Annotated in this window: 20 protein-coding genes; 17 read left to right on the top strand and 3 right to left on the bottom strand. The window is 70.3% G+C overall.

What is annotated here, in order from left to right; all coding sequences use genetic code 11:
* The first annotated feature begins 7 nt into the window (after nucleotides 1-7).
* Both ABIC47_RS12145 and ABIC47_RS12150 read left to right on the top strand, forming a co-directional pair.
* Nucleotides 8-1,171, top strand: coding sequence for a Gfo/Idh/MocA family protein (locus tag ABIC47_RS12145; RefSeq protein ID WP_354480880.1), 1,164 nt, complete (start codon nucleotides 8-10; stop codon nucleotides 1,169-1,171).
* A gap of 13 nt (nucleotides 1,172-1,184) precedes the next feature.
* Entirely contained in the window at nucleotides 1,185-2,189 is a 1,005-nt protein-coding gene (locus ABIC47_RS12150) for a sugar phosphate isomerase/epimerase family protein (RefSeq protein WP_354480692.1), read from the top strand.
* A gap of 9 nt (nucleotides 2,190-2,198) precedes the next feature.
* Here ABIC47_RS12150 and ABIC47_RS12155 read toward each other — a convergent pair whose 3' ends face one another.
* From ABIC47_RS12155 to ABIC47_RS12165, 3 genes are read right to left on the bottom strand one after another with little or no spacing between them, the layout of a single operon-like run.
* Complete coding sequence (locus ABIC47_RS12155; RefSeq protein ID WP_354480694.1) at nucleotides 2,199-3,203, bottom strand: apurinic/apyrimidinic endonuclease family protein; 1,005 nt, start codon at nucleotides 3,201-3,203, stop codon at nucleotides 2,199-2,201.
* The gene (locus tag ABIC47_RS12160; protein WP_354480695.1) at nucleotides 3,200-3,574 is read right to left on the bottom strand and encodes a hypothetical protein; all 375 of its coding nucleotides are present in this window, start codon (nucleotides 3,572-3,574) and stop codon (nucleotides 3,200-3,202) included. Before ABIC47_RS12160 ends, ABIC47_RS12155 begins: the two co-directional genes overlap by 4 nt.
* A 44-nt stretch (nucleotides 3,575-3,618) precedes the next feature.
* Nucleotides 3,619-4,884, bottom strand: a complete 1,266-nt coding sequence (locus ABIC47_RS12165; RefSeq protein ID WP_354480697.1) for an ROK family protein — start codon at nucleotides 4,882-4,884, stop codon at nucleotides 3,619-3,621.
* Nucleotides 4,885-4,982: 98 nt separating this feature from the next.
* Between ABIC47_RS12165 and ABIC47_RS12170 the strand changes: the two genes are divergently transcribed.
* The 15 genes from ABIC47_RS12170 (at nucleotide 4,983) to ABIC47_RS12240 (ending at nucleotide 20,890) form a co-directional block, all read left to right on the top strand.
* Nucleotides 4,983-6,026, top strand: a complete 1,044-nt coding sequence (locus ABIC47_RS12170) for a Gfo/Idh/MocA family oxidoreductase (RefSeq protein WP_354480699.1) — start codon at nucleotides 4,983-4,985, stop codon at nucleotides 6,024-6,026.
* Nucleotides 6,023-6,799, top strand: coding sequence for a hypothetical protein (locus tag ABIC47_RS12175; protein WP_354480700.1), 777 nt, complete (start codon nucleotides 6,023-6,025; stop codon nucleotides 6,797-6,799). The genes ABIC47_RS12170 and ABIC47_RS12175 overlap by 4 nt, the downstream gene beginning before the upstream one ends.
* Before the next feature lie 107 nt (nucleotides 6,800-6,906).
* Nucleotides 6,907-7,923: a VOC family protein gene (locus ABIC47_RS12180; protein WP_354480702.1), complete on the top strand. Its 1,017-nt coding sequence runs from the start codon at nucleotides 6,907-6,909 to the stop codon at nucleotides 7,921-7,923.
* 95 nt (nucleotides 7,924-8,018) lie between these two features.
* On the top strand, nucleotides 8,019-8,984 hold the full coding sequence (locus ABIC47_RS12185) for a fumarylacetoacetate hydrolase family protein (RefSeq protein ID WP_354480704.1): 966 nt from the start codon (nucleotides 8,019-8,021) through the stop codon (nucleotides 8,982-8,984).
* Nucleotides 8,981-9,994 carry a cyclase family protein gene (locus tag ABIC47_RS12190; RefSeq protein ID WP_354480706.1) on the top strand — a complete coding sequence of 338 codons (1,014 nt, stop codon included), beginning with the start codon at nucleotides 8,981-8,983 and terminating at the stop codon, nucleotides 9,992-9,994. The genes ABIC47_RS12185 and ABIC47_RS12190 overlap by 4 nt, the downstream gene beginning before the upstream one ends.
* 45 nt (nucleotides 9,995-10,039) lie before the next feature.
* Nucleotides 10,040-11,173, top strand: a complete 1,134-nt coding sequence (locus ABIC47_RS12195) for an FAD-dependent monooxygenase (RefSeq protein WP_354480708.1) — start codon at nucleotides 10,040-10,042, stop codon at nucleotides 11,171-11,173.
* A complete protein-coding gene (locus tag ABIC47_RS12200; RefSeq protein WP_354480709.1) occupies nucleotides 11,170-12,195 on the top strand; it encodes an amidohydrolase family protein in 1,026 nt (341 codons plus the stop codon). Before ABIC47_RS12195 ends, ABIC47_RS12200 begins: the two co-directional genes overlap by 4 nt.
* The gene (locus ABIC47_RS12205; RefSeq protein ID WP_354480710.1) at nucleotides 12,192-13,169 is read left to right on the top strand and encodes a fumarylacetoacetate hydrolase family protein; all 978 of its coding nucleotides are present in this window, start codon (nucleotides 12,192-12,194) and stop codon (nucleotides 13,167-13,169) included. The genes ABIC47_RS12200 and ABIC47_RS12205 overlap by 4 nt, the downstream gene beginning before the upstream one ends.
* Before the next feature lie 154 nt (nucleotides 13,170-13,323).
* On the top strand, nucleotides 13,324-14,817 hold the full coding sequence (locus tag ABIC47_RS12210) for an MDR family MFS transporter (protein WP_354480712.1): 1,494 nt from the start codon (nucleotides 13,324-13,326) through the stop codon (nucleotides 14,815-14,817).
* Nucleotides 14,818-14,834: 17 nt separating this feature from the next.
* Nucleotides 14,835-16,406, top strand: a complete 1,572-nt coding sequence (locus tag ABIC47_RS12215; RefSeq protein ID WP_354480714.1) for a GMC oxidoreductase — start codon at nucleotides 14,835-14,837, stop codon at nucleotides 16,404-16,406.
* A 15-nt stretch (nucleotides 16,407-16,421) separates the two neighbouring features.
* On the top strand, nucleotides 16,422-17,180 hold the full coding sequence (locus ABIC47_RS12220; protein WP_354480715.1) for an IclR family transcriptional regulator: 759 nt from the start codon (nucleotides 16,422-16,424) through the stop codon (nucleotides 17,178-17,180).
* Nucleotides 17,181-17,279: 99 nt separating this feature from the next.
* The gene (locus ABIC47_RS12225; protein WP_354480717.1) at nucleotides 17,280-18,443 is read left to right on the top strand and encodes a 4-hydroxybenzoate 3-monooxygenase; all 1,164 of its coding nucleotides are present in this window, start codon (nucleotides 17,280-17,282) and stop codon (nucleotides 18,441-18,443) included.
* A 9-nt stretch (nucleotides 18,444-18,452) separates the two neighbouring features.
* Nucleotides 18,453-19,217, top strand: a complete 765-nt coding sequence (gene pcaH, locus ABIC47_RS12230) for a protocatechuate 3,4-dioxygenase subunit beta (RefSeq protein ID WP_354480719.1) — start codon at nucleotides 18,453-18,455, stop codon at nucleotides 19,215-19,217.
* Entirely contained in the window at nucleotides 19,210-19,782 is a 573-nt protein-coding gene (gene pcaG, locus ABIC47_RS12235) for a protocatechuate 3,4-dioxygenase subunit alpha (RefSeq protein WP_354480721.1), read from the top strand. The genes pcaH and pcaG overlap by 8 nt, the downstream gene beginning before the upstream one ends.
* Entirely contained in the window at nucleotides 19,766-20,890 is a 1,125-nt protein-coding gene (locus ABIC47_RS12240) for a lyase family protein (RefSeq protein ID WP_354480723.1), read from the top strand. Before pcaG ends, ABIC47_RS12240 begins: the two co-directional genes overlap by 17 nt.

The raw sequence follows: 20,890 nt of genomic DNA on the forward strand, positions 1-20,890 counted from the left end.
CGTCGCCATGATCGGATACGGCTTCATGGGGGCCGCCCATTCGGTCGGCTGGCGGCAGGCGCCCCGGGTGTTCGACCTCCCGGACGACGTGGAGATGGCCGTCGTCGTCGGGCGCAACGCGGACGCGGTCGCCGACGCCGCAGCCCGGTGGGGATGGGCGGAGGCGGCCACCGACTGGCGCGAGGTGATCGCCCGCGACGACATCGACATCGTCGACATCGTGACCCCCGGCGACTCGCACGCCGAGATCGCGATCGCCGCGCTCGGGGAGGGCAAGCACGTGCTGTGCGAGAAGCCGCTCGCGAACACGGTCGACGAGGCCGAGGCGATGGCCGAGGCTGCCGAACGGGCCGTCGCGGACGGCATCCGGTCGATGGTCGGGTTCACCTATCGTCGCGTCCCGGCGGTCACCCTCATGCACGACCTCATCGCGCGGGGGCTCATCGGCGAGGTCCGCCAGGTGCGCGCCGCGTACCGCCAGGACTGGCTCGTCGACCCGGACGTTCCGCTGGCCTGGCGGCTGCAGAAGGAGCACGCCGGGTCGGGCGCGCTCGGGGACATCGGCGCACACATCATCGACATGACCCAGTTCGTCACCGGCCTCGACGTCACGGCCATCTCGGGAACGGTGGACACGATCGTGAAGCAGCGGCCCATCCTGGCCGAGCGCGCGGGCCTGGGCGGGACGGCGTCCCACGAGTACGGGGAGGTGACCGTGGACGACGTCGCCGTCTTCACCGGCCGGCTCGCCAATGGCGCGCTGACATCGTTCGAGGCGACGCGGTTCGCCACCGGGCGCAAGAACTCCCTGACGATCGAGGTCTCGGGGGAGAGGGGCGCCCTGGCGTTCGACCTGGAGCGTCTCAACGAGCTCCGGCACTACGACCGCACGGCCCCGGCGGAGCTGCAGGGCTTCACCGACATCCTCGTGACCGAGCCCGAGCATCCGTACGTGTCGGCGTGGTGGCCCGCCGGCCACATGCTCGGCTATGAGCACGGGTTCTCGCACCAGGTGGTCGACTTCGTCACGGCGATCGTGCAGGGCACCGATCCGGACCCGAGCTTCGCGGAGGGTCTGCGGGTACAACGGGTGCTGGCCGCGGTCGAGGACAGCGCGGCGAACGATTCGGCATGGGTGCGGGTGGACGACGCCGTCCCGGCACGCGCATAAGAGAGGAACGACGATGGCACGACCGATCACACTCTTCACGGGCCAGTGGGCCGACCTTCCGTTCGAGGAGGTCGCCCGGCTCGCCGGCGAATGGGGATACGACGGACTGGAGATCGCCTGCTGGGGCGATCACCTCGACCCGGCGCGCTGGGACGACGACGCCTACGTGCAGGGCAAGTTGGATGTGCTGGAGCGCAACGGCCTGAAGGTCTGGACGATCTCCAATCACCTGAAGGGGCAGGCCGTCTGCGACGACCCCATCGACGAGCGGCACCGCGACATCCTTCCGGATTCGGTCTGGGGCGACGGCGAACCGGAGGGCGTGCGGCAGCGTGCGGCCGAGGAGCTGAAGAACACCGCCCGCCTCGCAGCGAAGCTCGGCGTGAAGACGGTCACCGGCTTCACCGGATCGTCCATCTGGAAGTACGTGGCGATGTTCCCGCCGGCGTCCGACGCGATGGTCGAACGCGGGTACCAGGACTTCGCCGACCGGTGGAACCCGATCCTCGACGTGTTCGAGGAGGAGGGCGTCCGCTTCGCTCATGAGGTGCATCCGTCCGAGATCGCCTACGACTACTGGACGACCGTCCGGGCACTCGAGGCGATCGGCCACCGCGAGTCGTTCGGGCTGAACTGGGACCCGTCCCACATGGTGTGGCAGGACATCGACCCTGTCGCCTTCCTCTGGGACTTCCAGGATCGGATCTACCACGTGCACTGCAAGGACACGAAGAAGCGCCTCGGCAACGGCCGAAACGGCCGGCTGTCGTCGCACCTGCCGTGGGCCGATCCGCGCCGCGGCTGGGACTTCATCTCGACCGGTCACGGCGACGTGCCCTGGGAGAACGCGTTCCGCATGCTCAACGCGATCGGCTACGCGGGTCCGCTCTCGGTCGAGTGGGAGGACGCGGGGATGAACCGGCTCGTCGGTGCTCCGGAGGCGCTCGAGTTCGTCCGTCGCCTGTCGACCTACGAGCCGTCCGAGGCCGCTTTCGACGCGGCCTTCTCGACCAGGTAGGGGCGCGGTTCAGGCGGCCGCGACCCCGGCCTGCAGGGCGCGGTCCGCCAGCGCGAGCTGGCGGCGGGTGATGTCGCTCGGCGATTCGTCGTCGAGCCACTCGTGGCCGCCCCATTCGCTGCAGAACGTCCCGGTGAACCCGGTGCCCGCGAGCGCGGTGCCGAGCTGACGGATCGGCGCGGAGACTCGGGAGTCGCCGTCGTCGAGATCCCAGAACTTGAGGTGGAAGCCTCCGGTCAGCGGGAGCACCGGCCGTAGGTCGTCGACGGTGGAGCGGCCGAACCGGATGAGCAGGTTCATGTAGAGGGTATGCACGTCGGGCGGCACCGCGCCGGACCGCAGGTATGCGACGACCTCGTCGGCCGTCTCCGGTTCGCGCCAGTTCTTTGCGAGCGCGTCGAGGAGTTGCGAGGGAACCCCCGCGACCGCGAGTCGGCGCAGGTAGCTGGGCGGCAGGCTCGGCATCAGCATGCTGATGTCGATGAGGAGGCGGATGCGGGGGTCGTCGAACTCCGCGATGGCATCGATGGCGGGGGCGGAGGCCGATCCGGGATGCTGCTGCCCCTGGATCTCCTCGTAGAGGGTGAGGTCGAGGTCATCGAGGACCGGCCGGATGCGCTGGAGCAGCGCCGTGCCCGCCTGACCGATCGGAAGCCGGGCTCCGGTCGCTCCCAGCCTGGCAGCAGCCTGCAGCTGCGGCAGCAGGAAGCCGTAGCGTTCGTCGTCATCCCGGCGCCGCGTCGGTGAGGCCCAGTCGTCGATGTTGGCGCCGACGATGCTGACCCGGCCGCCTGCGCTCTCCAGTTCGGAGCGGAACGCGTCGAGTTCCTCGCCGGCCAGGACGGGGAAGGAGCGCCACAGCTGCCCGAGTTCGAGCTCGATCGTGTCGGCGACGCCGCTGCGGACGACGTCCAGGGCGATCTCGGCGGCATCGCGCTCTGCGTCGATGATCTCCGGCGTCCAGTTGAAGACGCTCGCGCTCAGCGTCCATCCCGTCGGCAGCGCGGCGTTCATGCGACGTCCTTCGAGACGGAGGCGACCCGGGTTCCTGGGCGGAGCTCGCGACGTTCCCGGAACGGCAGCGTCAACGGCCGGTCCGGGCCCGCGGGGAGGTAGGGGATGACGAGGTCGAAGGAGACCTCGACGTCGTGCGCGCCGTCGTCGAGGGAATGCGCGCCGTCGACCACGACCCGGTCCTGGATGAACCACCAGGACGTGGAGTCGCCCAACCGTGGTGCGGAAGGAGTGTGCTCTCCGTCGATCGTCACCGAGACGTCGTGCAGGCTCGAGACGGGCAGGGAGCGGATCCAGGGCAGCGAGATGCGGAGCTCGAACCGGTCTGCGTCGACGGTGAGCGCATCATCCCGAAGGATGTGAAGGGTCATAAGCGCTAAAGCTACCGACTTAAGCAGAAAAGCGGAAGAAGTAATCAGGCCGCGAGGTGGATGCCCTCGACCGTCGGGCGTCCGTCCGCGAACCAGCGCGGGAAGGTCGTCTCGAACAACTGCTCGATCGCGAGCTCGGCGCCGCCGAGCAGCGGCTCGTCCTCATCGCCGATGGAGCGGACGATGCTGAGATCGCGCGTGGCCAGCGGGAGGGACAGCTCGTAGACCCGCTGGCGCACCTCGGCGAGGAAGACCTCTCCCGCCGACGACATGGCGCCGCCGATGACGATCACGCTGGGATTGAACATGTTGACCAGTGCGGCGATGGACTCGCCCACCAGTCGCGCGGACTTCTGGACGAGCGAGATGGCGAGAGCGTCGCCGTCCATGGCTGCGATCGAGATCTCCTCGGGAGTGAGGTCGGCGCCCTCCCGGACGCGCGAAGCGAGGATGCCGGAGGCGCCGTCGTCGATCGCCTGCTGCGCGTCGCGGACGACGGCCCAGCCGCCGGCCTCCGCCTCCAGGCACCCGACCTTGCCGCAGCGGCACACCGTCACCGAGTCGTGGACGCGCACATGGCCGATGTCACCCGCGGCCCCATTGGCCCCCCGATGGATGCGGCCCTTCGACACCAGCCCGGCGCCGATCCCCGTGCCGACCTTGCAGTAGATCAGGTCGACGGTCTCGTCCTTCCGATGCCGCCGCTCGGTGAGGGCCAGCAGGTTGACGTCGTTATCCACCCAGGTGGGCACGGCGTACTTCTCCTGGAAGACCCCTCGGAGGTCGAAGCCGTTCCAGCCGGGCATGATCGGCGGGGCGACGGGCGTGCCCGTCTCGAAGTCGACGGGGCCGGGTACGCCGACGCTGGCGGCCCAGATCTCGGGGTCGCCCCCGTTGGCCAGCAGGGTGTCGAGCATCGCCGTCGCGGCGGCGAGCGTGGCCTCCGGGCCCTTCGCGATGTCCCAGGGGCGGTGGTCGGAGGCGAGGATGTTGCCGTCGAGATCGGACAGGCCGACCCGGATGTGGAGCGCGCCCAGGGCGCAGACGAGGATGACGGCCTGGTCGGAGCGGAACCGCAGCGTGCGCGGTGCCCGCCCTCCCGAGGAGGGGCCGACGTCCCCCTCCGCCAGGAACCCCATGTCGATCGCGGCTTCGACGCGCTGGGTCACCACGCCGCGGCCGAGGCCGGTGACGCGGCCGATCTCGGGGCGGGTGTCCGCCTCGCCCGTGCGGACGAGATTGACGATCCGCAGGAGGCTCGTGACCTCGTCCGTCTGTGCGCCGAAGCGCAGCGCTGATCCTGTGGCCATGGTTAATTCTGACACAAGGCACAGCGAAAAGCGGCGACCGGCGCCCACTATGGACGAGAAGCCTCGGACTTTGGCATAATAACGACAAAATGGAGGCAATGATGCCATACGGGGTCGCCGTCATCGGCGCAGGCCCGGGAGCGGGCGCTCTGCACATCCCGACACTGGGTGCGCTCGAGGACCTGTTCACGCTGGTCCACATCACCGACAGCGGAAGCGGCCGTGCAGCCGAACTGGCCGCCCTCTGGGGCGCCCGCAGTTCCGTGGACATCGAGAAGGCGCTCGCCGACCCGGCGGTGGAGGTCGTCGCACTGGTGTCGCCCCCCGATCAGCATGCGCGCCAGATCCGCGCGGCGGTCGCCGCAGGCGTCAGGGGAATCTTCTGCGAGAAGCCGCTCGCCACGCAACACGCGGATGTGGACATCGTGGTCGACGCGTGCCGCAGTGCGGGCATCCCCTTGTTGGTGGGGACGAACCACCTGCACGACGCCGCGTGGGGCCGGGCCACCCATCATCTGACCGCCGGCTCCGGTGCGGTGCAGAGCGTCGCGCTCACGCTGGCCCTTCCGCCCAACTACCGGTACCACGACGTGGTGTCGGACGCCGGACCGTTCCCGTCTCCCGACCGCGGACGCCCGGACCTGGCCGACCCGGTGGTCGCGGCCGCCGTCCTCCGCCAGTTGCTCACCGGCCTCGCGGTCCACGACATGCCGGCCGTTCGGGACCTCGCGCCTCGGATCGAGCGCGTGCTGTACGCCCGACTCGCTCCTCCCATCGGCTACTCGGTGGGGTTCGTGGCCAGCGGTGTCATCGTGCAGCTCGTGCTGACGATGCTGCCCGACGGCCACGACGCGCTGTGGCGGTTGACCATCACGACAGACGGCGACCGCGTCGACGTCGACTTCCCGCCCGCCTTCGTCCACGCCGGCAGTGCCGCCGTCACCGTCCGGGACCACAACGGCCGCCTGACGGAGTACCGGCACGACGATCAGGACGGCTACGTGGCCGAGTGGCAGGCGTTCGCGCGGCTGGTCGACGGGACGGATCCGGTGGAATACGACGACATCCGCGCCGACGCGCACTATGCGATCGAACTCGCCGACGCGGCCAGCGACCTCGTTCGGTCGGGAGGGGCGGCATGAGCGACTCCAGGATCGCGGTCTTCGCTGCGGACCGCGGCTACCGTGCCGCGATCGCCGAACTGCCCGCGCGGACCCGGCACGCGCATTCTGCGGACAACGCCCGCATCGTGGTCGTGGGCGACGGCGCGCCCCCGTCGACCCGCTCCGCGGCGCCACGGGCCGAGGCCGTGATCCTCGGGAGTGCCGAGACAGAGGGCATCGAAGGCGGCGCAGGCCGCTCGGTCATCGTGCAGCGCCGCTGGCTCCGTCCCGACGTGCTGGAGGACGTCCTCGCAGGACGCGGCGGTTCGCCCCACACCGCCATCGTCGTGGAATGCGTCGCAGCGGCGACCGAACTACCGGCGATGCTGGTCGACGCCATCGGGTGGGTGCGTGCCCTCGCTGCGAGCGACATCCGGCTCGACGAATCTCACGCGACCGCCGGCGCCGGCCTCGCCTCGCTACGCGCGGCCGACGACTCGCCGGTCAGCATCGGGTGGGTCGCGCAGCGCGGAGCCGCGGACGGCGGGATGCTGCGCATCACCGTGCTGGGGGTCGTGCGCAGCGAGATCGGGGTCGATCTCGCGGCGAGCCGGATCACCGTCGACACGCTCACGCGCGAAGGCCGGCTCCGCGCGCCGGAGCGCTTCGAACGCGCCGAGCGTGTCGCTCTGCGACGTGCCGTCGATGCCGTCGAGAGCGGCGTCCCCCGAGACGAACTCGACGCACTGAGGGCCGATGCGGCGCTCGCGGGGGCGCTCCTCGCCGGGCGAGCGGTCGACGCGAGGACATAAATCAGTCCGATCCCGGGGATAGGCAATATGCGCTTCCCTGATACCCACCCGTCCACGAATAGTAGAGAGCCAGGGCTGAACAGTCGCCCTCTCGGAAAGGATCGAAGATGATCAAGCTTCTCTCCCATCTCTCGTACGTGGCGATCACGACGCCGGACGTCGAAGCATCGGTGGAGTTCTACGTCAACCAGGTGGGTCTCACCGTCGTCGACCGGGTCGATGGCCGCGTGTACCTCCGCTGCTGGGGCGATTACTACGCGTACTCCGTCGTGGTGGTGCCCGGCGACGAGCCGTCGCTCGAGACCATGGCCTGGCGGACCTCCAGCGCCGAGGCGCTCGAGGAGGCCGCACGTCGCATCGAGGCGGCCGGCATCGACGGCGAATGGGTCGACGTGCACCAGATCGGTCGCGCCTACCGCTTCACGGGGCCGTGGGGTCACAGCATGACCCTGCACTGGGACGTCATGCGCCACCAGGCGCCTGGACACGTTGCCTCCATCTATCCCGACCGCCCGGAGAAGCGCAGCCCGGTGGCAGGTGCTCCTCGGCAGCTCGACCACGTGACGATCGCCACCAGCGACGTCGACGCGTTCGCGAAGTGGTACAACGACGTGCTCGGCTTCCGCATCATGGCCCGCACCGTGCTGGACGAGGCGCCGATCTCGGTGTTCTCCGTCCTCACTACGAACGAGAAGTCGCACGACCTGGGCGTCGTGCTCGACGGCTCCAGCCGCGCCGGCCGCGTCAACCACTATGCGTTCTGGGTGGACACCCGTGAGGAGCTGCTCATCGCGGCAGACGTCCTCATGGAGAACGGCATCCCGATCGAGTACGGTCCCTCCATCCACGGCATCGGCGAGCAGAACTTCCTCTACTACCGCGAGCCGTCCACCCTCCGCATCGAGCTGAACACCGGCGGCTACCGCAACTACGTCCCCGACTGGGAGCCGAACACCTGGAAGCCGTCGCTCGGATCAAACAACTTTTACCGCAACGGCGCCATGCCCATGTCGATGACCGAATCGTTCCCGCCCGCCGACGGCCCCAGCGCGACGGAGGAGGGCGTTCCGGACGAGATCAAGGACGCGCTGCTCAACCCGTACGCCAAGGAAGGACGCGGCTGACGCGACCCCCACCCGGGGGCGGCCGCTCCACTCCATCCACGCGGCCGCCCCCGATACCAGCCCCGCACCATCTGCACCATCGGAGAAGGACCTCAATGACGACGAACCGACTCACCGCCCCGTTCGCGCTCGCACGATTCCGCGACGGGGATTCCCTGCGTCTCGGTCTGGTCGCCGGTGAGCGGATCCGCCCGCTCGACGCGGACGACCTGGGTGCACCTGGGCTGAACGACTTCCTCGCGGCGCCCGACTGGGATCGCCTCGGCGCGCTCGCGGCGTCGGACGGGCCGTGGCGCCCCATCGAGGAGGTCACGCTCGGAGCGCCGGTCGAGCCGCGCCAGGTGCTGCAGACCGGCGCCAACTACCGTGAGCACGTCATCCAGCTCGTGGCGGCAGGCTTGACTCAGGACGGCTCCCGCACCCCGGAGGAGGCGCGAGCGTTCGCCGCCGACCTCATGGACAAGCGCAAGGCGAACGGCGAGCCGTACTTCTTCATCGGGCTGCCCGCGTGCGTCGTCGGCGACGACGTGCCGCTCGTCCTCCCCGGATACAGCGAGGTGCACGACTGGGAGCTCGAACTCGTCGTCGTGATCGGCGCCCCCGCCTTCCGGGTGAGCCGGGAGGACGCCCTGTCCCACGTCGCCGGATACACGATCGCCAACGACATCACGACCCGCGACCTCGTCTTCCGAAAGGACATGAAGGAGATCGGGACGGACTGGTACCGGGCGAAGAACGCGCCCGGCTTCCTCCCCACCGGTCCCTTCCTCGTCCCCTCGCCGTTCGTCGAGCCGGCCGATCTGAACCTGCGGCTCGACTTGAACGGTCAGGTGATGCAGGACGCCTCCACCAGCGATCTGCTGTTCGACATCCCAGCGCTCATCTCGGGCGCCTCACAGACCATGCCGCTGCTCCCCGGCGATCTGCTGCTCACCGGCAGCCCTGCCGGCAACGGGCAGCACTGGAAGCGATTCCTGCGCGACGGGGACGTGATGACCGGCAGTATCGAGGGTCTGGGCACGCAGGTCGTCCGCTGTGTCGCGGAAGGAGAAGCACGATGAGCGACGTTCGCGCCGATGCGCCGGCGGAGGACCCGGCCCTGCTCGACCGGAACGACCCGGAGACGGAGATCGCGGCGCGCGCACAAGCGTTCCGCAACTGGGGGCGCTGGGGCGACGACGACGTGCTCGGCACGCTCAACTACATCGACGAGTCCAAGCGACGGGAGGCCGCCGGCCTCGTGCGCGACGGCCTCGCTCTGTCGCTGAGCCAGTCGTTCGACATGGATGGACCGCAGAAGGGGTGGCGCCGCCGGACCAACCCGGTCCACACGATGCTCGACACCGGCACGGACGCGGAACGCGGCACCCAGGGGTTCCCGCACGGTCTCGGCGGGGCGGACGACGTGATCGCGATGCCCCTGCAGTGCTCGACGCAATGGGACGGGCTCGGCCACATCTTCGACCACGGCTTCGCGTGGAACGGACGCCGTGCGGGCGATGTGGTGACGAGTGACGGAGACCTGGTCACGGGCATCGAGCATGCGGCCGACGTCGTCGTCTCCCGCGGCGTGCTGCTCGATGTCGGCCGGCATCTGCGCCCGGAGACGGGGGAGCTGGAGGACGGCTACGCGATCACAGCCGCCGACCTCCGGTCCTGCATCGACGCTCAGGGCGGTACGGCGCGCGTCGGGCGCGGAGACATCGTCCTGGTCCGCACCGGCCACCTCGCCCGCGCCCGGCGGGACGGCTGGGGCGACTACGCGGGCGGCGCGGCTCCCGGCCTCTCCCTGACGACCGCAGGGTGGCTGCACAGGACCGAGATCGCCGCCGTCGCGACCGACACCTGGGGCTTCGAAGTGCGCCCGAACGAGTTCGACGTTCCCGCGTTCCAGCCGCTGCACCAGGTCGCCATCCCCAACATGGGACTGACGATCGGCGAGCTCTGGGATCTGGAGCGTCTCAGCACCGCGTGCGCGGAGCGCGGTCGCTGGGAATTCCTGCTCACGGCTGCCCCGCTGCGCATCACCGGCGCCGTGGGGTCGCCGATCAACCCGATCGCGGTGCTCTGATCTCCGCAGAGCCCGGTACGAGAACGAGAACAGTGAGGTTCTGACATGACCGCAGTCAACAAGGTCGCCATAGCGGGGAGCGGCGTCGCGGCACTCGCGGCCGCCATCCAGCTGGCGAAGGCCGGCGTAGAGGTCGACGTCTTCGAGGCCAAGCCCGAGCTGAGTGCTCTCGGCTCGGGGATCACTCTCCAGGGCAACGCCCTGCGGGTGTTCGACAGGCTCGGCGTCTGGGAGGCGGTGCGTGACGCCGGGTATCCCTTCGAGGGGCTGAACCTTCGCGCACCCGGCCCTGGGGCGCCGATCGTCGCGGAACTCCCCGACGTGAAGACCGGCGGCCCGGACTACCCCGCCGGGATGGGCATGTACCGCCCGGATCTCGCGCGGATCCTGGTGGACCGCGCCGAAGAGGTGGGCGTCCGCATCCACTGGGCGTCGAAGGTGACCGGGCTGTCGGACGACGGCCAGGCCGTCGAGGTGCTGGTCGACGGCGAATCGGCCGGCCGATTCGACCTGCTGATCGGCGCCGACGGCCTCAACTCGACCGTGCGCGGGCTGATCGGGATCGACACTGCTCCCCGGCCGACGGGAATGGGTATCTGGCGCTCCTCGGTCTCGCGGCCGGCCGACGTCACCCGGAGCGAGCTGTACTACGGAGGCCCGGTCTACATCGCGGGCTACACGCCCACCGGCGAGGACTCCATGTACGCCTTCCTGGTCGAGAAGGCCGAGGACCGCTTCGGCGTGGACGACGCCGAGGCGAACCGGATCATGATCGCCGAGTCGCAGGCGTACCAGGGGCCGTGGGAGGCGATCCGTCGCGACCTCGAGGCGGGCGCCCGGGTCAACTACACGTGGTTCACCTCCCACCTGGTCGACGCGCCCTGGAATCGCGGGCGCGCTGTCATCATCGGCGACGCCGCGCACAGCTGCCCTCCCACGATCGCGCAGGGGGCCGCGCAGGCCCTCGAGGATGCGCTCGTGCTGACCGAGCTGCTCACCGAACGCGACCACCTCGACCAGGCGCTGTGGGACGAATTCCATGCCCGGCGACTCCCACGCGCCAAGGCCGTCGTCGACGCATCCGTCCAGCTCGGGCAATGGCAGATCGACGGCGACAGGGATGCGGACGCCGCCGGCCTGATCTTCGGTATCGCGCACCGGATGGCGGAGCCGGCATGAGCGGCGAGCAGCGGGCGCCGATCACGGACGTGCACGCCCACCTCCTGCTCCCCGCACTGCAGGCGGAGGTCGAGCGTCGAGCACCGGAGGCGTTCGCCCAGGCCCAGGCGCTGGAAGCGCGTCGCAACGGGCCGGAGAGTATGGCCGCGTCCGGCCGGATGATCGGAGAGCGGTTCCCGCGGCTCACCGATCTGGGCGCGCGGCTCGCCGCCATGGACGAGCAGGGGGTCGAGCGGCAGTGGGTCAGCCCGTCGCCGAGCCACTTCTATCCATGGGCGGAGGAGCAGCTGGCGGTCTGGATCGCGTCGGAGGCCAACCGCCTGATCGCCGAGCATGTCGCCGGCGCGCCGGACCGGTTGAGCGGACTCGGCCTCGTCCCGCTCCAGCATCCCTCCCGGATCCTCGAGCTCGTCGACGACGCCGTGCTGGGGCGCGGCCTCGCCGGGATCGAGATCTCGTCATTCGCCGGCGATGTCGAGCTCTCGGACCCCCGCCTCGAACCGCTCTGGACCCGGGTGGAGGAGCTGGGAGCGATCGTCTTCCTGCACCCGTTCGGATGCAGCCTGGATGAGCGGCTCGACCGGTTCTACCTCTCCAACACCGTCGGGCAGCCGGTCGAGAACGCGGTGGCGCTCTCGCACCTCATCTTCGCGGGGGTTCTCGATCGACACCCCGGTCTGCGGCTCGTCGCCGCGCACGGCGGAGGCTACCTGCCGACGGCGATCGGACGCTCCGACCACGCGTGGCGCGTCCGTCCGGAGGCGCACGGCTGCGTGGACGCACCCTCCAGCTATCTGCGCCGGCTCTGGTTCGACACCGTCGTCCACGATCCGGCCGGTCTGCGCCACCTGATCGAGGTCGTCGGAGCGGAGCGCGTGCTGCTCGGCAGCGACTTCCCGTTCGACATGGGTCCGGACGACCCCGTGGGCTTCGTCCGTTCCGCGCGACTGGAGGAGCAGGTCGAGGCCGCGGTGCTCGGCGGGAACGCCTCAGCACTGCTCGCCCAGGCGGTGCGGTCGTGAGGTTGGCGCGCTGGACGAGCGCGGGGGCCGTCGGCGAAGGGTTCGTCATCGGCGACCGGGTCGTCCCGTTTCCAGACGGGCTCGCCGTCGCGGACGTGCTGGCCGGCGGCCTCGCCGCGGCCGCGGAACTGCACGAGCGCGCGTCCGTTGCGGGCGGCGAGGCGCTCGCCGCCGTGCGCCTGCTCGCGCCGCTGGTGCCCGCATCCATCCGGGATTTCGTCGCCTTCGAGGAGCACGTGGAGGGGGTGAGCGCGTCGGTCGACGGCAAGAGCGAGGTCGTCCCCGAGTGGTATCAAGCGCCGACGTTCTACTTCACGAACCCGCACACCGTCCTCGGTCCGGGGGAGACACTGGCGCCGCCGGAGACCCAGCGGCTCGACTTCGAGCTCGAAGTCGCCGCCGTCATCGGGGGAGAGGGCGGCTCGAACTTCACGGCCGAGGCGGCGGCGCAGGCGATCTTCGGCTACACGATCATGAACGACTGGTCGGCGCGCGATCTGCAGTCCCGCGAGATGAAGGTGCGGCTGGGGCCGGCGAAGGGCAAGGACTTCGGCACGAGCCTCGGACCGTGGATCGTGACCGCGGACGAACTGGACGCCTTCGTCGACGACGACGGCTTCCTCGCGATCCGCGCCGAGGTCGAGGTCAATGGCGACAGCGTCGGCCACGACCTGGTGTCGAACATGGGATGGCCGTTCCCCGAGCTGGTCGCCTATGCATCGCGGAACTCACGGGTGGTCGCCGGCGATGTCCTCGGGTCGGGGACCACCGGCAACGGCGGATGTCTCGCCGAGCTGTGGGGGCGCCGCGGTTCACTGGACCCGGCTCCGCTTCAGACGGGAGATGTCGTGCTGATGAGCGTCGAGGGGATCGGGGTGCTGGAGAACACGATCGGACCTGCCGTCCCGGCGCCCGCGCTTCCCGCGGCCCGGGTCCGTCCCCGCACGCGGGAGCGGACAGCCCGCAGCGCGTAGCGCGTAGTGCGCCTCTAGGCTTATGTTGATTTTCGGCTGAAGTATGACTAAAATCGACATGACGCTGGGGCCCATGGTCCGATCCTCGTCGCGAAGCAGCGAACGGGGGCACACAAGGTCGCGTCGACCGCCCGATCGTTCGGGTGACCCGACTATGCAGCTCTCTCCTCTCCGGCTCCGCCTCCTGGTGGCCTCCCTCCTCACGGTCTCGTTCCTCGGGGCGCTCGACAACACCATCGTCAGCACCGCGCTCGCGACCGTGGCCGGTCAGCTCGGCGCACTCGAGCACATGGGCTGGATCGTCGTCGGCTACACGCTGGCCAGTACGGTCCTGCTCCCCGTCCTGGGGAAGCTGGGGGATGTGGTCGGCCCCCGCGCCATCTTCCTGGTCTCGCTGGTGGTCTTCATCCTCGCCTCGATCGCGTGCGGCTTCGCGACGAGCATGGCCTGGCTGATCGCCGCCCGGGTAGTCCAGGGGATGAGTTCCGCCGGTCTGCAGCTGATGTCGCAGACGATCATCGCTCACGCGACAACACCCCGTCAGCGGCCCAAGTACCTCGCGATCATCGGCGCGGCCTTCCCGATCGCGATCCTCCTCGGTCCGGTGCTCGGCGGTCTGATCACGGACTACTGGGGATGGCCGTGGGTCTTCTGGGTGAACGGCCCCGTCGGCGTCGTGGCCCTGGCCCTCGCCATCTTCGCCGTCCCGCACGTCTCGGACCGCCGACCTGGACGCTTCGATGTCGGAGGAACGGTGACGCTGACCGTGACGCTGGTCGCCATCGTGCTCGGCGTCACCTGGGCGGGCGAGGCGGGCGGTCGGTCGAGTGCCGCCGTCGCCTTCGTGATCGCGGCCCTGTTCTTCTCGGCGTTCGTGCTCTTCGAATTGCGTGCCCCTCATCCGCTCGTGCCCCTCGGGCTCTTCCGCAGCAGGACCATCGCCGCCGGAATGGTCGTGTCGGCCGTCGTCGGCGTCGGCCTGTTCTCGATCACCTCGTATCTGCCGACGTACTTCCAGATGGCGTACCGCACCAGCGCGACCGTGTCGGGTCTCGTGCCGATCGCCACCGTGTTCGGGATGCTCGTGAGCAACCTCCTCACCGGCTGGTTGTCGAGTCGCACGGGTCACTACCGGGTCTACCCGATCGTCGGAACGGCCCTCGGCGCCGCCGGGCTCGCCACCATGGCCACCCTCCCGGTCGGACTCCCGCTCTGGGCGCCGATGGCCGTGATGGCCGTCGTCGGCCTCGGCACGGGAGCCTTCATGAGCCTGATCGTGGCCGTGGTGCAGTCCGGCGCTCCCAGGAGCGAGACCGGCACGGTCACCGCGACGGTCAACCTGGTGCGCCAGATCGGCTCCACCGTGATGACCGCGGTCATCGGCGGAGTCGTCGGTGCCGGCGTCGCGGTCCTGCTGCCCAGCGGGCTCGACCCCGCGACGCTGACCCCGGCCATCGTCCACGGCGCCGATCCGGGCGTCCAGGACTCCGTCGCGCACATCTACCGCGACGTGTTCGTGCCGGTGTTCGTCGCCCTGGCCGCGACCTACGCGGTCGGTTTCGTCGCCGCGCTGCTGCTGCCGGCCGGCACCCTCGCGGACGAGCCGGAACCCGCTGTCGCCCCCGCTACCGAATCCCTGACCGCCTGAATCACCGGAGATCCACCATGACCACTTCACCGACCATCGCCATCGTCGGCAGCGGGCCGATCGGCTCCACGTACGCCCGGCTGCTCCTGGAGGACCTCCCCGACGCGAACGTCATCATGTTCGAGGCGGGCCCGCAGCTGACCGAGATCCCGGGCGAGAGCGTGCGCAACATCCCCGATCCGGACGAGAAGGAGCGCGCCCGCGAGCGCTCGCAGGGGCCGCAGGCGGGCTCGTTCCGCCAGTCCCTGGGCATCCCCGAGTCCGCGGTCGTCGAAGGCATGTTCACGGCGCGCGGCGGCACACACCTCCTCGACTTCGGCGGCCCGGGATCGGCGCATGCCGAGACCTTCCCCGCGGCCGCCGCCTCGACGAACGTCGGCGGCATGGGAGCGCACTGGACGTGCGCGACCCCGGCGCCGGCGTTCTCCGAGCGCATCCCGTTCATCCCCGACGACGAGTGGGACGGCCTGATCGCGAAAGCCGAGGACCTGCTCCACGTGCAGCGGTCGGCCTTCGGCGACTCGGGCGTCGGGGCGGCGATCCGGGAGATCCTCGCCGAGGAGTTCGGCTCCGAGCTCCCCGACGGATACGGCCCGAGCACTCTCCCCGTCTCCGGCGACCCGCAGCCCGACGGCTCGATGCGCTGGGCGGGCGCGGATGTCGTCCTCGGCCCGCTCGCCGATCCCTCCAGCGAGCTCGCGGAACGGTTCGAGCTGCGCGACCTGACGCTCGTGCGCCGCGTGGAGCACGAGGGCTCGCGCGTGTCCGGCGTGACGGTCGAGGACCTCCGCACGCACGAGACCTCCTTCGTCGCGGCCGACCTGGTCGTTGTCGCGGCGGATGCGTTCCGCTCGCCGCAGCTCCTCTGGGCGTCCGGAATCCGCCCGACGGCCCTCGGCCACTACCTGACCGAGCACCCGGTGGTCATCTCGACCGTCGCACTCGACGGCGAGCGGATGAGCCGGCACGCCACCGAGGAGCAGCTGGACGCCGAGCTGGCCCGACGGGCGACCAACCCCGCCGATCCCGTCGCTGCCGTCAACCGCATCCCCTTCTCGGAGCCCGACCATCCGTTCTCGTTGCAGGTGATGTACGCGGAGAACCCGCCGTTCCAGCTCGAGCCCGCCCACCCCGCCGCGGGCAACCGCTGGGGGTACGTGAACATGGGCTACGGGATGCGCAAGAGCCCCCGGTTCGAGGACGCGGTCACGTTCGACGACGCGGAGTTGGACTACCGCGGCTTCCCGAACATGACCATCGCGTACGAGCTGACCGAGAGCGAGAACGCGGAGATCGCCGACGGCACAGAGCACCTGCGGCGTGCCGGTACGGCGCTCGGCACCTTCGTCGCCGAGCCGAGACTGCTCCCCAACGGGTCGAGCCTGCACTACCAGGGCACGATGCGCATGGGGCAGGCGGATGACGGGACGTCGGTCGCCGACCCGTACTCGCGGGTCTGGGGTCACGAGAACCTCATCGTCGGCGGCAACGCGCTGATCCCCACGGCGACCACCATGAACCCGACGCTGATGAGCGTCGCCATCGCCGTCCGCGGGGCACGGCAGGCGATCGCCGATCTGGGCGCCTGAGTCTAGGCTGACGCCATGGCGGGAGGCGCGGCGGATCACCGGAGCGTCGCCGCCCGGGTGTTCGCGGTCGCCGACGCCTTCGAGCGCGGCGACGAGCTCACGCTGAGCGAGGTGGCCCGGCGCGCGCGACTCCCTCTCTCCACCACCCATCGGCTGCTGTCCGAGTGGGTCGAGTGGGGCGGCCTGGTCCGGGGCGACGACGGTCGCTACCGCGTCGGGATCCGGATGTGGCGGCTCGGAGCGCGGCAGCCGACCGCCCGGCGGCTCCGCGACGTCGCCCGCCCCTACCTCGACGACCTCTTGGAGTCGACGGGAGAGCATGTCCATCTCGCCATCCGGGACGGCCTCGGCGCCGTCTACCTGGAGCGGCTCTCGGGGAAAGGCGCCGTGCCGGTCATCAGCGATGTGGGATCTGAGCTGCCCCTGCATGCGACCGGGGTGGGACTCGTGCTGCTCGCGCACTCGGGCCCCGAGGTCTTCGACGCGGTCCTGGCCGCGCATCCGCGCAAGTTCCTGCCCAACACGCTGACCGAGGAGCGGGAACTGCGCGCCCGGCTGGCCACCATCCGCGCCACCGGGATCTCGGTGACCGTCGAAGAGCTGACCCGCGGCGCCTTCTCGGTCGCGGCCCCGATCCGGGAGCCCGGAGGGGAGGTGATCGCCGCCGTCTCGATCATCGCGAAGGCCGAAAGGAAGGACGAGCCGCAGTTCGCCCTGGGCGTCCGGATGGCCGCGCGCGGCATCTCGGATGCGCTCGGTCCGGGCGGAGCCTGACTCTCCGTGATTGTTTTCCGCTGAGTGGAAGACCGGCCCCGCGGGGGCGCGATGAGGGCGAGCATGAACAGACCTTCCCGACGTCGTGAGAGGCGGAGCATGCGCACCCAGGTCGCCATCATCGGAGCGGGCCCCGCGGGTCTCCTCCTCGGCCACATCCTGCAGCGTGCCGGGATCGGCTTCGTCATCCTCGAGCAGAAGAGCCGCGAGTACGTCCTGAGCCGGATCCGGGCCGGCGTGCTCGAGCAGGGCTCCGTCGACATCCTCGGCGAGCTGGGCCTCGACTCGGACCTCGCGGCGCGCGGCCTCACGCATCACGGCATCTACCTGCAGTACGAGGGGCGGCGCCACCACATCGACTTCGTCGACCTCATCGGACGCACCGTCACGGTCTACGGCCAGCAGGCGCTCGTCGCGCACCTGCTCGCCGAGCACGACAGGCTCGGCTCCGATGTCCGTTTCGATGTGGAGGGAGTGGCACCTCATGACGTCGACTCGACCACCCCTTCCGTGCTGACCGGCGAGGGCGAACGCATCGAGTGCGACTTCGTCGTCGGAGCGGACGGCTATCACGGCGTCTGCCGCGCGGCGATCCCCGGCGTGACCGCCCTCGAGCGCGGCTATCCGTACGCGTGGCTCGGAATCCTCGCCGATGTCCCGCCCTCCACGGACGACCTGATCTACGCGCTCCACCCCGACGGTTTTGCGATGCATTCCATGCGGTCCCTGGAGGTCTCCCGGCTCTACCTGCAGGTGGATCCGTCCGAGTCCATCGACGAGTGGTCCGACGAACGGATCTGGGAGCAGCTCCAGAGGCGCCTCGGCGTCGACGGGTGGACGCTGCAGGAGGGGACGATCACGGAGAAGTCGATCACCCCGATGCGCAGCTTCGTGGCATCGACGCTGCAGCACGGCCGGCTGTTCCTCGCGGGCGATGCCGGGCACATCGTGCCGCCCACCGGTGCGAAGGGGCTCAACTCCGCCATCGCCGACGTCGCCCTGCTGGGGCGCTCGATCTCCGCGCGGTACCGCGGCGATGACTCCCCGCTGACCCACTACAGCGCGTCCGCGCTGTCGCGGCAGTGGAAGGTGCAGCAGTTCTCGCAGTGGATGACCGAGATGCTTCACGTGCACCGGGAGATCACCGACGAATCCGCACGGGCCTTCCGCTACCGCAGTCAGGTCGGACAGCTCGAGTACACGACCGGTTCCCGTCATGCTCAGGCGGCGCTCGCCGAGCAGTACGCCGGCCTTCCTTTCTGAGGGGGAACGATGCCAGAGATCAGCCAGGACCAGATCACACGGGAGATCGCCGAGGCCCACGCGGCGGCCGCGGCGGCCGGGCCGCTTCCCGTCCACCCGCTGCGCGACTTCGCTCCGTACCGGAGCTCCACGTTGCGCCACCCGACGCACGAGCTGGTCCGGGCGGACCCCGAGGAGATCGAGCTCGTCTCGCCCGCGTTCGGACACTCCGATGTGGCGCCCGAGGAGAGCGATCTGACGATCCAGCACAGCGGAGAACCCCTGGGGGAGCGCATCATCGTCGCCGGCCGGGTGCTCGACGGCGAGGGTCGGCCGGTGCGGGGTCAGCTGATCGAGGTGTGGCAGGCGAACGCGTCCGGCCGCTACGTGCACAAGCGAGACCAGCACCCGGCGCCGCTCGACCCGAACTTCACCGGGGTCGGGCGGGCCATCACCGGCGACGACGGCTCCTACCGGTTCGTCACGATCAAGCCGGGCCCCTATCCGTGGAAGAACCACCGGAACGCTTGGCGCCCGGCGCACATCCACTTCTCCGTGTTCGGGTCGGCCTTCACGCAACGGCTGGTCACCCAGATGTACTTCCCGACCGACCCGCTCTTCGCACTGGACCCGATCTATCAGTCCATCGTCGACCCGGCCGCGCGCGAACGGCTCAAAGCCCGCTACGATCACGACCTGAGCGTGCCGGAGTGGGCGATGGGCTATCGCTGGGACATCGTGCTGACGGGCAGCACGGCGACCTGGATTGAGCCGGAGGAGGGCGAGCATGCCTGACGACATCGAAAGCGCTGCCCACTTCGGCCAGACCCCCTCCCAGACGGTCGGACCCTTCTTCGGCTACGCGCTGCCCTACGAAGGCGGACCGGAGGTGACTCCGCGCGCGGATCCCGCATCCATCCGTCTGCACGGCACGGTCTACGACGGCGCGGGCGAGCCGGTGCCCGACGCGATCCTCGAGATCTGGGGTCCGGATGCCTCCGGCCGACCTATCCGCGAACGCGGCAGCCTCCATCGCGACGGGTACACGGTGACCGGCTTCGGCCGCGCGGCCGTCGACCGCGCTGGACACTACACGTTCACCACCGTGCGTCCGGGTGCCCCCGGGGACGGGCGGGCACCGTACCTCCTCGTGACGGTGTTCGCCCGCGGCCTGCTGCACCACCTCTTCACCCGCGCGTACTTCGCGGACGACGACCCCTTCCTGGCGAGCCTTCCCGCCGACCGCCGTCACACTCTGATCGTGGAGCAGGACGGCGAGCGGAGCTTCCGGTTCGACATCCGGCTGCAGGGCGACGGCGAGACGGTGTTCCTCGACTTCATCGGTGACGGCCGTGGCTGACGCGTTCGACTGGGGGCTGCTCGAGCCGGCGGGCCGGGCGGGCTCGGTGGTGTCCGACGACCGCATCCTGGATGCGATGGTGGAGCTGGAGAGCGCGCACCTGGCCGCCTGGAGCAGCCTGATCGACGTGGAGAACACCGCAACGCTGGACGCCACGGCGCTCGACCGCGACGCACTGCTGCGCGAGTCGCGGCGTTCCGGCGTGCCCGTCGTCGGCCTCGCGCAGGCGCTGCGGCAGCAGGGCGGGACCCTGGTCCACCAGGGGATGACGAGCCAGGACGTCGTGGATTCCGCGCTGATGATGGTGTCGCGGGATGCGCTGACCGGCGCGCGCGATGCCCTGCGGGCGGCCGGGCGGGTGTTCGCTGCCCTCGCCCGCGAACACCGTGGCACCCCCTTCGCCGTCCGGACGCTCAGCCAGGAGGCCGAGACCACGACGCTCGGCGCGGTGATCGGGGGCTGGCTCGACGTCGTCTCGTCGGCCGTCGAGACCGTCGATGTCGCGGAGTTCCCGCTCCAGCTGGGAGGCGCTGTCGGCGACGGCGAGGCGTTCGCGCGGCTCGCGGGCCGTCCGGACGCCGCCGCGATCCTGCGCCGTCGGATCTCCGCCGCCCTCGGTCTCGCCGACCCCGGTCGCGCCTGGCATACCGATCGTTCCCCGGTGCTCGCCGTGGCGCGCGCGGCGGCGAGCATCTGCTCGGCCGGGGGGCGCGTCGGGCGCGACCTCGCGCTGCTGGCACGCGACGGAGTGGCCACGCCGCTGCACGGCGGTGCATCGTCCGCCATGCCGCACAAGAAGAACCCGGTGGATGCGGTCCTCCTGGTCGCGAACGGGCTCCGCGTGAGCGGACCGGTCGCGGTCCTCCAGGTCGCCTCGCTCAGCTACGACGCCCGGCCGGCCGGCGAGTGGCACGCCGAGTGGCAGGCCTGGCGGGAGACGCTCCGGCTGGCCGCTGAGAGCGCATCGCTGCTCCAGAACGCCGCGGACGATCTCGTGATCCAGGCGCGGCGCGCCCCTGCGACGACGACGACCGCTCCGCGCGGAGCACGCGAGGTCGATGCGGCCATCGCCCGATTCGAGCGCCTGAGGGAAGGGGACCGCTCATGA

The sequence above is a fragment of the Leifsonia sp. 563 genome, assembly GCF_040545055.1.
Taxonomy (GTDB): Bacteria; Actinomycetota; Actinomycetes; order Actinomycetales; family Microbacteriaceae; genus Leifsonia.

Bases quoted from the DNA above. Each gene is read 5' to 3' on its own strand.
- ABIC47_RS12145 (WP_354480880.1), top strand. From the start codon at position 8: ATGATCGGATACGGCTTCATGGGGGCCGCCCATTCGGTCGGCTGGCGG.
- ABIC47_RS12150 (WP_354480692.1), top strand. From the start codon at position 1,185: ATGGCACGACCGATCACACTCTTCACGGGCCAGTGGGCCGACCTTCCG.
- ABIC47_RS12155 (WP_354480694.1), bottom strand. From the start codon at position 3,203: ATGAACGCCGCGCTGCCGACGGGATGGACGCTGAGCGCGAGCGTCTTC.
- ABIC47_RS12160 (WP_354480695.1), bottom strand. From the start codon at position 3,574: ATGACCCTTCACATCCTTCGGGATGATGCGCTCACCGTCGACGCAGAC.
- ABIC47_RS12165 (WP_354480697.1), bottom strand. From the start codon at position 4,884: ATGGCCACAGGATCAGCGCTGCGCTTCGGCGCACAGACGGACGAGGTC.
- ABIC47_RS12170 (WP_354480699.1), top strand. From the start codon at position 4,983: ATGATGCCATACGGGGTCGCCGTCATCGGCGCAGGCCCGGGAGCGGGC.
- ABIC47_RS12175 (WP_354480700.1), top strand. From the start codon at position 6,023: ATGAGCGACTCCAGGATCGCGGTCTTCGCTGCGGACCGCGGCTACCGT.
- ABIC47_RS12180 (WP_354480702.1), top strand. From the start codon at position 6,907: ATGATCAAGCTTCTCTCCCATCTCTCGTACGTGGCGATCACGACGCCG.
- ABIC47_RS12185 (WP_354480704.1), top strand. From the start codon at position 8,019: ATGACGACGAACCGACTCACCGCCCCGTTCGCGCTCGCACGATTCCGC.
- ABIC47_RS12190 (WP_354480706.1), top strand. From the start codon at position 8,981: ATGAGCGACGTTCGCGCCGATGCGCCGGCGGAGGACCCGGCCCTGCTC.
- ABIC47_RS12195 (WP_354480708.1), top strand. From the start codon at position 10,040: ATGACCGCAGTCAACAAGGTCGCCATAGCGGGGAGCGGCGTCGCGGCA.
- ABIC47_RS12200 (WP_354480709.1), top strand. From the start codon at position 11,170: ATGAGCGGCGAGCAGCGGGCGCCGATCACGGACGTGCACGCCCACCTC.
- ABIC47_RS12210 (WP_354480712.1), top strand. From the start codon at position 13,324: ATGCAGCTCTCTCCTCTCCGGCTCCGCCTCCTGGTGGCCTCCCTCCTC.
- ABIC47_RS12215 (WP_354480714.1), top strand. From the start codon at position 14,835: ATGACCACTTCACCGACCATCGCCATCGTCGGCAGCGGGCCGATCGGC.
- ABIC47_RS12220 (WP_354480715.1), top strand. From the start codon at position 16,422: ATGGCGGGAGGCGCGGCGGATCACCGGAGCGTCGCCGCCCGGGTGTTC.
- ABIC47_RS12225 (WP_354480717.1), top strand. From the start codon at position 17,280: ATGCGCACCCAGGTCGCCATCATCGGAGCGGGCCCCGCGGGTCTCCTC.
- pcaH (WP_354480719.1), top strand. From the start codon at position 18,453: ATGCCAGAGATCAGCCAGGACCAGATCACACGGGAGATCGCCGAGGCC.
- pcaG (WP_354480721.1), top strand. From the start codon at position 19,210: ATGCCTGACGACATCGAAAGCGCTGCCCACTTCGGCCAGACCCCCTCC.